This window comes from Brevibacillus sp. BC25 (genome assembly GCF_000282075.1).
Classification (GTDB): Bacteria; Bacillota; Bacilli; order Brevibacillales; family Brevibacillaceae; genus Brevibacillus.
In genome coordinates, this window is sequence record NZ_AKIX01000083.1 from 1 (window position 1) to 14,747 (window position 14,747).

The following is a 14,747-nucleotide window of genomic DNA, read 5'->3' on the forward strand; positions in this document are numbered from 1 at the left end:
CCCCAGCTATGGCGGCAGTAGGCAGCCGTAAAGCGTTGGAACTGGCAGTAAAATGGGTGTACTCCGCAGACAATACGATCACGATGCCCTACAAGGATAATTTGCAGTCATTAATTCACGAGCCTTCTTTCCGATTTGCGATGGAAAACCAGACATGGGGTAAACTGCCCTATATTATCAGGCTGGGAAATTTGGCGGTACATACAGATAGGACAGTAAGCCGGAGTGATGCGATTCTCTCCCTGGCTGGTCTTTTTGAATTCGTACAGTGGATCGATTATTGCTACGGCTCCAGCTACGACGAGCGGCACTTTAATGAAGCAAAAATCCCTGCCGAAAAGGTCGTTCTGGACGAAGCGAAAATCAAGGAGAAAGACAGTCTGATTGAGCAAAAGGACTCAGAGATTGAGGCCCTCCGAGCGCAGATTTCCGCCATGAGCGACCGCCTGACTGCTGATAAGGTGAAACATAAAGAAGAGCGTCAGTTCACACCAGATGAACTTTCGGAATATGAGACGCGCAAAAAATATATAGATGTAGACCTAAAACTCCTTGGGTGGGTATTTGGAGACGATGTCAGAGAAGAAGTAGAGCTATACGGTATGCCTGACGGAAAAGGGTACGCCGATTATGTCCTGTACGGAAAAGACGGGCTTCCTCTGGCGATCATCGAAGCGAAGCGAACCTCCATAGACCCAAAGGCTGGGACAACACAGGCGGTGTTGTACGCGAACTGCCTGGAACAGATGACAGGCAGACGTCCGATGATGTTCACCACCAATGGCTTTGAGACGCATCTATGGGATGATGTCACTTCTCCACAGCGGCAGGTCAGCGGTATATTCTCCAAGGGTGACCTGCAAAAACTGATGAACCGCCGCAGCGAACGCAAAACACTTTCCGATGTGCAGATTGATGATAAGATCACAGATCGCTACTACCAGAAGGAAGCGATTCGAGCCGTAAGCGAATCGATCGAGACGGGTCATCGTAGAAATTTGCTCGTCATGGCGACGGGTACGGGTAAGACGAGAACCGCTTCGAGCTTAACCGACGTCCTCTCCAGAGGTGGACATGTGACGAATATGTTGTTTTTGGCAGACAGAAAAGCATTGGTCAAACAAGCAAAAGAAGACTTTAAAAAATATTTGCCGGACATGTCTCTGTGTAATCTCTTGTCTAACAAGGATGATAAAACAGCGCGAATCGTATTTTCTACGTATCCTACGATGCTCAATGCCATTGATTCAGTGAAAAATGAGGACGGAAAGCGATTGTTTACGCCAGCGCATTTTGACTTAATCGTGATCGACGAAGCGCATAGGAGTATTTTCAAGAAATACCGCGCGATCTTTGAATATTTTGATGGAATTCTCGTCGGTCTAACAGCGACACCCAAGACCGAGGTCGATAGGAATACGTATGACTTCTTTAAGATGGCAAGTGGCGTGCCGACGTATGCGTATGATTATGAAACGGCTGTAGAAATAGACCGTGTGTTAGTCCCGTACCATAACATCGAAATTACCACGAAGTTTTTAGATCAAGGAATTGCTTACGAGGACTTATCGGCAGAAGACAAAGCTCGCTATGAAGAAGACTTTAGTGACGAAGACGGCGTGATGCCTGAATTTATCCCCTCTCCTGCCGTTAACGAGTACATTTTCAATCAAGCGACAGTGGATATGGTACTAGAGGATTTGATGACCAAGGGGATCAGAGTCGCTGGTGGTGATAGGCTGGGGAAAACGATCATTTTTGCTCAAAATAAGAAGCATGCAAAATACATAGAGAAGCGTTTTAACGAGCTGTACCCTCGGTATCGTGGGACTTTTGCCCAACTGATCATTTCTGAAGATAAGTATGCACAATCGATTATTGAAGACTTTAAAGTTCCCGAGAAAGAACCTCATATTGCTGTGTCGGTGGATATGCTGGATACGGGTATTGATGTACCGGAAATTGTGAATCTCGTATTTTTCAAGCGTATTCGTTCGAAAGCAAAGTTCTGGCAAATGATCGGGCGTGGTACGAGACTACGCAAAAATCTGTTTGGAGAAGAGCAGGATAAAACACACTTCGTCATCTTTGACTACTTAGGAAACTTCGAATTCTTCCGTGCCAATCAGGAAGGGTTGATGGGAAACGAAACGCAAAGTTTGTCAGAAGCTATTTTTTCAAAACGAGTGCGCTTGATCCATCAGATGCAGCATGCTACTTTTGTGGATGATTCCTATCAGGTGATTCGAACAGGTATGATCGATACGGTACACCACCAGATCAATGCCTTGAATACAGAACTCATATCGGTGAAAATGCAACTGCAATATATTGAAAAGTATAAAAGTAAAGAAGCCTTTATCTGTCTGTCAGATACAGATAAGCACAACCTGAGTACCTATGTGGCTCCGATTGTTTATATGGATGATAGTGATGAATATGCCAAGCGCTTTGATAATTTTATGTATGGAATCATGATCGCCAAGATTGAGGGAATGCCCCAATACAAAAAAGGGAAGAAGCAGCTTATGGAAGTATCTTTTGAACTTTTAAAGCGGGCTACGATTCCTCAGATTAAAGCGAAGCTAGCGCTTATTCATACGATTGGAACCGATGAGTTTTGGCAGAGTCCAGATATTCATTCCTTCGAGAACGTACGATTGGAACTTCGGAGTTTAATGAAATTGATCATCGATGAAGGTGGAAAAAGCCCGGTCTACACCAACCTTGCGGATGAGATTCTTACCGTCAAAGAGGGGGAGGTCTTGTATCAGGCGTATGATTTTGAAGATTATAAGTTGAAAGTTAATCGCTATATTGATAACAACCGTGATCATCTGGCTATTCATAAGCTTCGCAATAATATTCCGTTGACGGCTTCTGATTATGATAGCTTGGAGAGTATTTTTACAGGCGAGCTTGGTACCGTTGATGATTATGAGCGAGAATTTCAAGACACACCTTTTGGGTTACTGGTGCGCAAAATAGCGAAGCTGGAGTACGATGCAGCACTTGAGGTGTTCTCTGCGTTTATTAATGATCAATCGCTGAGCCAAGCGCAAATCGTTTTTGTAAAAAAAGTTGTCGATTATGTCGTTTCGAATGGCTATATTGAAAATGTGTCTGAACTTATGAAGCCACCTTTTGATAAGCCATCGAGCTTTATCAAGCTTTTTGATGGGGCAAAACAAAAGAAATTTATCGAGTTGATTTCACAGATCAAAGAGAATGCGGTGAAAATCGTAGGCTAGCTTACACGAAAATGACAACCCGTCCAGATAAATGGACGGGTTGTTTTATTTTCTAGCTCGTCTGCATACACATGAAAATGAGTGAGAAGTGGATGGAGGAGATGTAGGTGGATACACAGCCAATTCGAAAATGGTACACGCTGGCGGCGGCCGACGTGACCGAAGCCCTTCATAGTGATGCTGCGCAAGGGTTGACTCAGCAGGAGGCGGAGCGGCGACTGGCTAAACAAGGTGCCAACCAGTTGGCTGAACAAAAGCGAAAGCCTCTCTACTCGGTCTTTGTTGATCAGTTCAAGGATTTTATGGTGCTCATCCTGTTCATCGCAACACTGATCTCGTACTTTCTCGGAGAGTACTTGGATGCGATTGCGATCATCGCGATTATCCTCATTAACGGCATCCTCGGTTTTATTCAGGAGGCCAAGGCTGAGCGATCCTTGCAAGCGCTAAAGGAGCTGGCATCCCCGATGGCGCGCGTCATCCGGGGCGGGAACATTTCCATGATACCGGCTTCGCGGCTGGTACCTGGTGATCTGGTGCAATTGGAGGCCGGGGACCGTATTCCCGCAGATTTGCGGTTGCTTTTAGCCAATCGGCTAGAGGTAGAGGAGTCGGCGTTGACAGGGGAGTCTGTCCCCGTCGGAAAAAACGTGAAAAGACTGGAGACAGCCCAGGCATCTACTGTACCGCTTGGCGACCAAAAAAATCTCGCGTTCATGGGCACGATGGTGACCGGAGGAACAGGGAGCGGCATCGTCGTAGCGACAGGGATGAGCACGGAAATCGGGAAAATCGCGCACTTGATGAATACAGCGGAAGAAGCAGAAACCCCATTGCAGCTGCGCTTGGAGCAAATGGGCAAAATTCTCGTGGTCGTCGCACTGCTGTTAACGATTGTGGTCATTGCTGCTGGTGTCTGGCATGGTCATGAGCTGTTTACGATGTTCCTCGCCGGGGTGAGTCTCGCAGTGGCAGCGATTCCGGAAGGCTTGCCGGCGATTGTGACTGTCGCGCTAGCGCTTGGCGTCCAGCGGATGATCCGGCGTAATGCGATCGTACGCAAGCTCCCATCAGTCGAGACATTGGGCTGCGCCTCTGTCATTTGCTCCGATAAAACAGGGACCCTGACTCAAAATAAAATGACCGTTACCCAAGTGTGGCACAGCGATTCCACGTATGAGGTGAGCGGCAGCGGCTATGCACCAGAGGGAGCCTTTCACTATCTAGGGAAAATGGTATCTCCCGCCCGTGACGGAGCGCTCTCGCAAATGATCCGAATCGCAGACAGATGCAACAACGCCCGTTTGACATGCGAGGAGCAAAGCACGCGCAATCTACTCGGGATGGGCAAGACGTCACGCTTTTGGCAAGTCGTAGGCGACCCGACAGAAGGTGCTCTCAAGGTACTTGCCGCAAAGGCATTGGGCGGCAATACGGAGCGTAGCAACCAGAAGAATCAGGGACAGCGTGTGGAGGAGCTCCCTTTTGATTCTGATCGCAAAATGATGTCGGTCGTCGAAAAGGGAACGGACGGTGTATATTCCCTGCTGACCAAAGGCGCGGCGGAGGCATTGTTGGCGAGATCGACGCACATTTTGTGGAAGGGAGAGCTCATTCCACTCTCCGCGACGCTTCGTCACCAAGTACTGGAGCAAACGGAACGGATGGCAGGCAAAGCGCTGCGCGTCCTGGGCTTCGCGTATAAGACGCTGCAAGGCTACCGCCCGGGACAGCCAATCGGCTCCCTGGAAAACAATCTTGTCTTTGTCGGAATGGCAGGGATGATCGATCCACCGCGTGAAGAGGTGCGTCCAGCGATCAATCTGTGCCATCAAGCAGGAATCAAGACGGTCATGATTACAGGTGACCACAAGGTAACAGCAGAAGCAATCGCCCGGCAGATTGGTTTGATGCGTGGCTACGGAGAAGTATTGGAGGGGCGGGAGCTGGATGGCATGTCAGATGAGCAGCTCGCAGAGTATGCGGAGCGCGTCACCGTCTATGCCCGTGTGTCTCCTGAGCACAAGCTGCGGATCGTCCGTGCCCTGCAAAGCCAAGGACATGTTGTTGCTATGACCGGAGACGGTGTCAATGATGCTCCTGCGATCAAGACCTCAGACATTGGGATCGCGATGGGGATTACCGGTACAGATGTGACGAAGGAAGCGGCCGATCTCGTGCTGCGCGACGATAACTTTGCCACGATTGTCGCCGCCGTCGAGGAAGGGCGTAACATCTATGACAACATTCGAAAATTCATCCGTTATTTGCTCGCGTCCAACGTAGGCGAGATTCTCGTCATGTTTTTTGCGATGCTCCTCGGGCTTCCTTTGCCTTTGGTGCCGATCCAGATCTTGTGGGTCAATCTGGTGACGGATGGCTTACCGGCCATGGCGCTGGGCGTCGATCAGGCGGAGAAAGATACGATGTATCAGAAGCCGCGCAACAAGGCAGAGAACATATTCAGCCGAGGGTTGGGCTGGAAAATTATTAGCCGTGGTTTCCTAATCGGGGCGATGACCCTCTTGGCATTCTGGCTGACGCTCAAAGAGAATCCGAATGACTTGGTGCATGCCCAGACTGTTGCTTTCGTTACGTTGGTTATGGCGCAGCTGATTCACGTTTTCGATTGCCGGAGTCAATATAGCGTTTTTCACCGCAATGTTTTTGAAAATAAGTACCTCGTCTGGGCCGTGCTTTCGTCGATCGTGCTCGTGATCGGTGTCGTATACATGGAGACACTCCAGCCGATCTTCAAAACAACAGATCTGAATCTGCGCGATTGGGCATTAATTTTGGTCGCGGCAGGAGTTCCTACGTTTGTCGCGGGAATCGGTGGGGTGCTTACCAGTGGCAGACAGCGCACAAGCAAAGAAAAACGTCCAGCTATGCGTACGGTTCGTCCTGACTAATCGAGCCACCAAAGGGGAGAGGGAGCCATCGTGCGCTTGAGAAGGGGAGGATGGAAAAGACGTAGAAGGAGAATTTTCGCTGGGCTCCTACTGATTATTGTGGTATTTATCGTTTTGTTTATCGTCGTGGAACGCAGGGTAGAGCCGACGTTGATGTTGATCGCCCAGGCCAAGGCAGAGCAGATCGCCAAGCTCGCCATTACCGATGCAGTCACCAAACGCATGTCCCAGCAGGGTGTCGACGTCAACGAAGTTGTCATTATGGAGAAAGACGAGAATGGCAGCATCAAAGCGGTGAATTTTAATTTCAAAGAGTATTCCCGGATTGTGGGGGAAACGACAGCCCGTATTCAAAATCGCTTGAAGGAATTCGAGCAGGAGCACGTCAAGACAACCATACCACTAGGCTTGGCTACCAAAAACGTCTTTCTGGAGCACTTTGGGCCTGATATTCCGGTGTCGTTCGTTCCGATTGGCGCGGTCAAAACCAAGCTGGAAACGAAGCTAAAGCAAGCGGGAATCAACATGGTGCTGGTGACGGTCTACATTTATGTGGAAGTCGATCTGCGGGTCATTATTCCGTTTGCAACCAAACAGCAAACAGTCACCACGGAAATCCCGGTCTCCGAGGCGCTGATCGTCGGCAAAGTGCCAACCTATTTGTACGATAATCCATCCGGGAAGCCCGATGTGCCGATGCCGCGAACGAACCAAGTCCCAAGCAACACGAACCCAAGCCAGCCGTGATGTTTTTCGCTTATACGCAAACGATTTACACATCTATGAAAATTTATTTGAAACGTTTCTGAAATGGTGCCGTCCAATGAATAGAGACACACAAAAACAAGCAAGAACATTGGAGGCATAAACAATATGAAAACAATCCGTACAGGTATGATGACAATCGCGGCACTGGCCGTTTTGGGAACTAGCGTGGTATCTGCAACCTCCGAACCAGTAAAAGAACTGTCTGTTAACATAAACGGTCAAGCAATCGCACAAGATGCGATCTTCGATAAAGGTCAACAAACCGTACTGGTTCCACTTCGTCCTGTTGCTGAAGCCCTCGGTTTCAAAGTAAGCTGGAACGACAAGGAAAAAGCAGCAGAAGTGCAAAGAGGCGCGATTACCAGCTACGCAAAAGAAGGAGAGGATCGCTATCCTTTCGCAAAAATGTACAAAACGCTGGGAGCAGAGCCTCGCGTACTGAATGGCAGTACCTATGTGCCAGTTAAATTCGTAGACGAAATCCTGCAAGCAGACGTGAATGTAACCGATGATACAGTGACAGTAGTGGAGGACGAAATCGCTCCTATGCGCACAGGTACTATTACGAACATCAACAAATCCGATAAAGGCTACTCGGTTACACTGAACATCTATGAGTCTGGCATCATCCTGCACCTGACAGCAGACACCAAAATTACGGATGAAGCTGGTAAAGTGCTGAAGCCAGAAGACTTGAAGCTGGGTATGGCCGTAGATGCGACAACCGAAAAATTCATGGCGATGAGCATGCCGCCACAAACGAGTGTGCTCAGCATCACGGTAAAAGGCAGCCTGGAGACTCAGGACGTCCTGGGAACAGCGGGAAAAGTAGCGAGCATCGCCGCTGACAAAGATGGCAACTACAAAATGCTCGTAGAGGGTCGCGGCATTACCAAAACCTCCCAAGAAAAAATCAACTTGAACATTACTGAGAAAACGGTGATCATCAATGCGCGAGACAACAAAGTACTCTCGCCAGCTGAGCTGAAAGAGGATATGCAAGTCGTTGCCTTCTACGGCCCAATGATGACGAAAAGCCTGCCGCCTATCGGTACTGCTGAGAAAATCGTAGTAGAGTAAGAGAAAGAACGGGATGGCATTTGCTGTCCCGTTTTTTGCGTTCATGACTAGATTGTGTATTTCATACAGATGACGCGACCGTGTTTTTCCGTCTCTCTTTCCTCGTAGAGAACAAAACCATATTTTTCGTAAAAAGGCACGACCCGGCTATTCTTCTCCAAAACGGCCAGATGCAGAGAGGTGTAGCCGTTTTCCCGGTACCAGGCGATTAACGTATCCAGGAATTCTCTAGCGTACCCGTGACTCTGGTAAGCGCTGTGCAGCATGATGAGGCCGAGCCAAGGGTGGCCATCTCGCGGATTACGCAAAATGAACTGGGCGATCCCGATGATCTCGGCACCGTGTACTTCTCTTATCGAAAAGCTGTAGGAGTCCGCAAACGCCAGATTATCTTGATGGTCATCAGCTACTGTCTGCAAAGTGACGACCCGTTGTCCAAAGGCAAACTCCATATAATCGGGGTTTGAATTGTACACCGCTAGCAGTTCAGGGAAATCGTGTTCCGTGACGGGATGAAAAACCAATCGAGCGCTATGGGCTGGGAAGGGAGTAGTGCTGGGCATGTCAAAAGCTCCTTTCAATGAATTTGTCATTAATCTAATTAGATGATATTCTAATTTTATAAAAAGTCAATCTGCATGATGATAAGGGAATTCCCTGATACACTTTCTTTTATGGAAACTTTACAATAACGTTAGAATGATTGTCTCAAAAGGAGGAGCGCATGGGTACGTCGAGTGAAGTGCTTTCCCTAATGCAGTCCATCTTTGCCAACGTCAGTGATGCGATCCTGGTAATTGATCAGGAGGGACGAATCGTAAAGGCCAATGCTGCGTTGGAGCAGATGACGGGCTGGACAGAAGAAGAGCTGATTCGAGATAAACATATTTGCGAGCTGTGTCTCGGAATGGCAACGTGTATGGAAGAAACGAGCTGCACGGATTGCTTTTTTAAGCGCGTGCAAATGCCTTCATTCGAGATGAGGCTACGAACGAAATCAGGTGTGGATTACCCTGTCGCTGCCAGCTCTGCGAGACTAGAGGAGGAATCGCAGGGGAAGCTGGTCATGATTATGCGTGATATGTCTGCGCAACAGCGAGTGGAAAAAGAGCGCTACCAGTACAAGCTGACGAATTTTGCGATCCAAGCACAAGAAGAAGAACGAAAGCGCATCGCCCGGGAGCTGCATGATGGCGTAGGGCAGGCGCTTTATAGTATTTTAGTGGGACTAAACGTAGTCAGACAACGAGAGTTGAGCGAGCCGGTTATGCAGCATGTCACGGAATTGGTGAATATGACTTCCAAGGCGATGGAGGAAGTAAAGCGCATGGCGCTGGAGCTACGTCCGTCTGCACTGGATGATCTCGGTTTACTGCCTGCGTTACGTTCGTTGATGAAACGAGTGGAAAAGACGTTTCATATCCAGGTGGAGCTGCATGTTCAGGGGGAAAAACGCAGATACTCCGCTGCGATGGAAACAGCACTGTACCGGATTGTACAGGAAGCCATGACCAATACGGCAAAATACGCAAAGGCGAGCCATCTGGGAATCATGTTCGAGAATAGGGAGAAGGAAATTGTCGTCACGATTGTGGATGACGGCGTAGGGTTTGAAGTAGAGAAAACATTGAAAATCGGCAAAGGTCTCGGTGTGTTTGGCATGAAGGAGCGTGCCCAGCTGCTTGGTGGTACCGTTGATATTCGCTCCGCACCCGAGGAAGGAACGACGGTGATCGTCCGAATTCCGGTGCCGAAGGAGGGGGTAGAGGATGACCATTCGCGTCTTGATCGCTGATGATCATGCGATTGTACGCTCTGGGCTGGGGATGCTGATCAACGCCCAGGAGGACATGGAAGTCGTCGGTTATGCAGCTGACGGAAAAGAGGCATGTGAAAAAGCATGGGAAGTCCGGCCCAACGTCGTCCTGATGGATTTGAGCATGCCGCCTGGGGAAAACGGCTTGACGGCAACTGCCAGACTGAAGGAAACGGCACCAGACATTCAGGTGCTTGTGCTTACGATGCATGATGACGAGGAATACTTGTTTCGGGTACTGCAAGCAGGTGCTGCCGGCTATATTTTAAAAAGCGCCCCTGACCTCGATTTGATCACGGCGATCCGTTCGGTCAATCAGGGCATGGCCTATTTGTATCCATCTGCGACGAAATCTCTGATCGAGGAATTTCTGCAAATGGTCAAGAACGGTGAGGAGCAGGCCAAGTACGACATCCTGACTGATCGGGAAAAAGAAGTGCTGGTCTTGATTGCCAAGGGCTTTAGCAACAAGGAAATTGCCGAGCAGCTCACTGTTTCCGTCAAGACGGTAGAATCGCATAAAGCGCATATTATGGAAAAGCTCCACCTGCGTACGCGGCCTGATTTGGTGCGGTATGCGATTAAGAAGGGCTGGCTGGATTTTGAGTAAGGACGATCCCAATACGGGGTCGTCTTTTTTTGTGTCGAACTTGTGACCGAAAATGGTCATAAAACGGTCGAAATCAGGGGTTTCCCGGAACATTTTAGGGGATTTCCCCGAATTACTTCCAAGGGGTTCCAGCGGTAGAATGAAGGCGTGAAAACTACACCGCGCCCTTGAGGCACGTAGGAAAGGAGAAGAGCGCGATGGAGACGCAAGTAGACAAAGCGGCGAAAGACAAGAAATCAAAATCCAGCAAGCTGCAAACGGGCCAGGAAGACTTGAAGGGAACGTTTGTCGCGGTTCTGATCGTCGGAGGTATCATTCTAGTCGGTTGGTTGGGTGTATTCGGGCTTTTCCTGGATAGGGCGTAATAAGGAAGTAAAGGAGGGTACTTATGCATTTGCATCGATATGAAAAAATCTGGTTGATGCTTGGCGCAGGAGGTTTGGCCTTATTTATTGTATTGTTGTGCGTCAATGCGTTTGCCATGGGGATGGCTCCGCCAAGTAATATGGAAATGATTGATCCGGAGAAGGTTACGGAGACGCCTCCTTTTGATAAACCAGGTTTGAAACAGGTAGGAGACAACGAATACGACGCTTACATGACAGCTTTTGCGTTCGGCTTCGCTCCAACCAAGATGGAAATACCAGTTGGCGCAACGGTGAATTTCCACGTCACGAGTCCAGACGTTATTCACGGATTCCAGATTCCAGAGACCAACATTAACTTCATGGTTCTGCCTGGACACATCAGCTCGGCGACACACACGTTTGACGAGCCAGGCGAGTATTTGATCCTTTGTAACGAATACTGTGGCGCAGGTCATCAGGTAATGGCGACCACGATTATTGTGAAATAAAGGTAGGTGAATCCTATGGTAATCGCACGGAAGATCGACGATACACTCCCCCATGTTCCGGTTCAGCGTTCTGCGGCAAGGCTTAGTTTGGCCTATGTGTGGGTAGCTTATATTGCATTCGGATTGGCAGCTGTGGCAGGGATGGTACAGGGCATGGTTCGCGGTGGAATCATGGAGCTACCGAGCTGGACAAATTACTATCAAATTTTGACCGCCCATGGCGTGTTGATGGCACTTATTTTTACCACGTACTTCATCGTCGGATTTATTTTCTCAGGAGTCGCCCGCACGACAGGCGGTTCCTTGCACGGAGCCGCTCTGAAATTTGGATGGGCAGGCTGGATTCTCATGACGGTAGGGACATTGATGGCTGTTGTCACCATTCTGCTGAATGAAGCCTCTGTCCTTTATACGTTTTACGCACCACTGAAAGCATCTCCGTACTTTTACATTGGTTCTGCCTTGCTCGTAGTAGGTAGCTGGCTAGCGGGATTCGGGGTTTTTGCCAGCTATCGCAAATGGAAACGCGAAAATAAAGGGAAAATGTCCCCGTTGTTCGTCTTCATGGGTGTAACTACCTATGTCTTGTGGATTACAGCGACAATTCCTGTAGCGATTGAGGTTCTGTTCCAACTTATCCCGTGGTCACTCGGGCTGGTTCCAACGATTAACGTCATGCTCAGCCGTACGCTGTTCTGGTTTTTCGGTCATCCACTCGTTTATTTCTGGCTACTGCCTGCTTATATGGCGTGGTATGTATGCTTACCAAGAATCATTGGCGGTCACGTCTTCAGTGATTCGCTCAGTCGACTTGCCTTTCTCTGCTTGCTCTTGTTCTCCATCCCAGTCGGGTTCCACCATCAATTGATGGAGCCAGGAATTTCGCCAGCATGGAAAATGATACACGTGACATTGACGCTGATCGTCGTTATCCCGTCGTTGATGACAGCCTTCTCGATGTTTGCGGTTTTTGAAACGACCGGACGTAAAAGAGGTGGTGTTGGTCTTTTCGGATGGTTGAAAAAACTGCCGTGGACAGATGTACGCTTTTTCGCTCCATTTGTTGGGATGCTGTTCTTCATTCCTGGCGGAGCTGGGGGAATTATTAACGCAAGTAACCAGATTAACGCGGTCGTTCACAATACGATTTGGGTTACGGGTCACTTCCACATCACCGTAGGAGCTGCGGTGGCGCTCACTTTCTTCGGCGTCAGTTTTTGGCTGATACCTGCATTGACTGGACGTCAGTTGACCAAGACTGCGAATCGCATGGGAATGGTACAAACGGTATTCTGGGCAGTAGGAATGTTTCTGATGTCGCTCGCCATGCACGCAATGGGCTTGCAAGGGGCTCCGCGCCGCACAGATTACACGACGTATATGGACCACCCGTTAGCTTTGGGCTGGATGGATTATCAACGTGTAATGGCGTTTGGTGGCGGACTGCTGTTCGTATCCGCGATTCTCTTGATCGCCATCTTGCTGTATCTCACTTTCTACGCACCAAAGGGAAATACGGAATATCCGATTGCCGAAACAGAAACGACGCAAGAAGTTCCAAAAATTTTGGAACGCTGGCCAGTTTGGATCGGATTGGTCGCCTTCCTGATTATTCTCGCCTACGGTTATCCGATTTTGCAACAAATTCAGCACCAGGCACCAGGCTCGCCGCCTTTTGTGACTTGGTAAGACGATACGTACGAAAAAAGCCGCTCATTCCGTTTGGAAGCGAGCGGCTCTCCTTTTTTAAAATAAATCTAGCGCTGCCAATTCGGTAAAGGCAAGAATCAGATACCCGATTGCCAAAAGCCATAGGGCGAGAATTCTGAGGTCTTCCTCTTCAAATGGCATACAACTCCTCCTTTTTCTCTTGTTAGCACAACATATTCAAGAGGGAGGACATTGGTTTAGCTTATGGCTCGTATATCATCTTGCGGGTCATACCACCATCTACAATTAGCTCAGTACCTGTGATGAAATCATTGTCTTTTTGCGTCAAAAATAGGCAGGCACGGGCAATATCATCGGGTGTACCTACGCGACCTGCCGGATGCTGGGAATGATCCCCGGGACGAAGAGCGGCATAATCGCGGTGTTCAATCCAGCCGGGAGAGATCGCGTTGACTCGAATCCCATCGGGGCCGAGTGAGACACCAAGCGCATGTGTTAAGGATAAAATGCCTCCTTTGGAAGCCGCGTATGCCTCTGAGTGTGGCTCGGACATGTGCGCCCGCGTCGAACAAAGATTAAGGATAGCGCCTCCCCCGTGGCGACGCATGATTTTGGCTGCTTCTCTCGATGCGAGAAAGACACTGCGCAAATTCGTGTTCAAGATATGGTCCCACGCTTCGACGGTCAGTTCATAGGGAGATTCCCATTCGGACAAGCCCGCGTTGTTGATCAAAACATCGAGCCGCCCCCAGCGTTCATCGACGGTTCTCATCAATTGTTCGATCTGCGCTGGCACGCTGACGTCGATGTGCTCGAAGTGTGCTGTGCCTTTCACAGCTTCTGTCGTGTTGATTAGCGATGCCGTTTCTTCTCCCGCTGCGCGATTGTACTCGGCGATGACGACATGTGCTCCTTCGGCAGCATACATGGTGGCAACAGCCCGTCCGATGCCTTGGCCACCGCCAGTGACGATGACAATGTTATCCGTGTATTTCATCGAGAGTGCCTCCAAACAATAGGGTATGAAGCGAAATGTAAAAAGTAATTGCAAAATGTTTGTAACGATAATAAAGTAAGTAGTATCTTTTAACAGCGTACTATACAGTATGGAGGAGATTCAACCATGAATACAGAACTGAAAATTACCGCTGAACAGGTAATGGAAGCCCGTCACAGCGTGCGTAAATACGATCCGAATGAAAAAATTCCACAAGGCGAGCTGAACGAAATCCTGCGTCTTGCAGCAAGTGCTCCATCGTCCTGGAATTTGCAGCATTGGCGTTTTCTCGTCGTGACCGATCCTGCTATCAAAGAAAAACTGCTCCCAATCGCATACAATCAGCAGCAGGTAGTGGATGCTTACGCTACCATCATCATTCTCGGCGATCTGGAGGCTTATAAGTCTGCTCGCCCTGTTTATGATGAAGCAATGGCAAAAGGTTACGTTACAGAGCAAGTACGTGAGACCATGATCGCGCAAATCGAAGGGGCTTACAATAACAACCCGGAAATCGCGCGTGATGAAGCAATCCGTAACTCGTCCTATGCAGCGATGCAACTCATGCTGGCGGCAAAAGCAAAAGGATACGACACGTGCCCGATGGGTGGCTACAACCGTGATGCGCTCATTAAAGAGCTGAACATCCCATCCCGCTATTTGCCAACACTCATGCTGACTTTGGGGAAAGCAAGCGTGCAAGCCTATTCGACTTCCCGTTTTGGTCTGGATGAATTGGTCATTCAAAACAGCTTCTAATATCGTGTTCCAACAGCAAAAAACTCA

The 14,747-nt window shown here is 49.0% G+C and carries 12 protein-coding genes; 10 read left to right on the forward strand and 2 right to left on the reverse strand.

Annotation, left to right across the window (positions count from 1 at the left end; translation table 11 throughout):
- From PMI05_RS21260 to PMI05_RS21275, 4 genes are all read left to right on the forward strand, one after another.
- On the forward strand, positions 1 to 3,251 hold a 3,251-nt coding region (locus PMI05_RS21260), incomplete at its 5' end, for a DEAD/DEAH box helicase family protein (protein WP_007726103.1).
- Positions 3,252 to 3,358: 107 nt separating this feature from the next.
- Positions 3,359 to 6,163, forward strand: a complete 2,805-nt coding sequence (locus tag PMI05_RS21265) for a calcium-translocating P-type ATPase, SERCA-type (RefSeq protein WP_007726105.1) — start codon at positions 3,359 to 3,361, stop codon at positions 6,161 to 6,163.
- Positions 6,164 to 6,193: 30 nt separating this feature from the next.
- Positions 6,194 to 6,910: a sporulation protein YunB gene (gene yunB, locus PMI05_RS21270; RefSeq protein ID WP_007726107.1), complete on the forward strand. Its 717-nt coding sequence runs from the start codon at positions 6,194 to 6,196 to the stop codon at positions 6,908 to 6,910.
- 126 nt (positions 6,911 to 7,036) lie between these two features.
- Positions 7,037 to 8,011, forward strand: a complete 975-nt coding sequence (locus tag PMI05_RS21275; protein ID WP_007726110.1) for a copper amine oxidase N-terminal domain-containing protein — start codon at positions 7,037 to 7,039, stop codon at positions 8,009 to 8,011.
- Positions 8,012 to 8,058: 47 nt separating this feature from the next.
- Here the strand turns inward: PMI05_RS21275 and PMI05_RS21280 are convergent, their stop codons facing one another.
- Complete coding sequence (locus PMI05_RS21280; protein ID WP_007726112.1) at positions 8,059 to 8,574, reverse strand: GNAT family N-acetyltransferase; 516 nt, start codon at positions 8,572 to 8,574, stop codon at positions 8,059 to 8,061.
- Between the two features lie 161 nt (positions 8,575 to 8,735).
- On the opposite strand from PMI05_RS21280, the gene PMI05_RS21285 reads away from it, so the two are divergent.
- The 5 genes from PMI05_RS21285 (at position 8,736) to PMI05_RS21305 (ending at position 12,982) form a co-directional block, all read left to right on the forward strand.
- Positions 8,736 to 9,806 (forward strand): PAS domain-containing sensor histidine kinase, encoded by a 1,071-nt coding sequence (locus PMI05_RS21285; RefSeq protein ID WP_007726114.1) that lies wholly within the window; start codon positions 8,736 to 8,738, stop codon positions 9,804 to 9,806.
- Positions 9,781 to 10,437 carry a response regulator transcription factor gene (locus tag PMI05_RS21290; protein WP_007726116.1) on the forward strand — a complete coding sequence of 219 codons (657 nt, stop codon included), beginning with the start codon at positions 9,781 to 9,783 and terminating at the stop codon, positions 10,435 to 10,437. Before PMI05_RS21285 ends, PMI05_RS21290 begins: the two co-directional genes overlap by 26 nt.
- Before the next feature lie 197 nt (positions 10,438 to 10,634).
- Positions 10,635 to 10,802, forward strand: a complete 168-nt coding sequence (locus PMI05_RS30565) for a hypothetical protein (protein ID WP_007726118.1) — start codon at positions 10,635 to 10,637, stop codon at positions 10,800 to 10,802.
- Positions 10,803 to 10,825: 23 nt separating this feature from the next.
- Entirely contained in the window at positions 10,826 to 11,293 is a 468-nt protein-coding gene (locus PMI05_RS21300) for a cytochrome c oxidase subunit II (protein ID WP_007726119.1), read from the forward strand.
- Between the two features lie 15 nt (positions 11,294 to 11,308).
- Positions 11,309 to 12,982 (forward strand): b(o/a)3-type cytochrome-c oxidase subunit 1, encoded by a 1,674-nt coding sequence (locus tag PMI05_RS21305; RefSeq protein WP_007726126.1) that lies wholly within the window; start codon positions 11,309 to 11,311, stop codon positions 12,980 to 12,982.
- A gap of 223 nt (positions 12,983 to 13,205) precedes the next feature.
- Here PMI05_RS21305 and PMI05_RS21310 read toward each other — a convergent pair whose 3' ends face one another.
- Positions 13,206 to 13,961, reverse strand: coding sequence for an SDR family NAD(P)-dependent oxidoreductase (locus PMI05_RS21310; protein WP_007726129.1), 756 nt, complete (start codon positions 13,959 to 13,961; stop codon positions 13,206 to 13,208).
- 126 nt (positions 13,962 to 14,087) lie between these two features.
- On the opposite strand from PMI05_RS21310, the gene PMI05_RS21315 reads away from it, so the two are divergent.
- Complete coding sequence (locus tag PMI05_RS21315; RefSeq protein ID WP_007726131.1) at positions 14,088 to 14,720, forward strand: nitroreductase family protein; 633 nt, start codon at positions 14,088 to 14,090, stop codon at positions 14,718 to 14,720.
- The last annotated feature ends 27 nt before the right edge of the window (positions 14,721 to 14,747 follow it).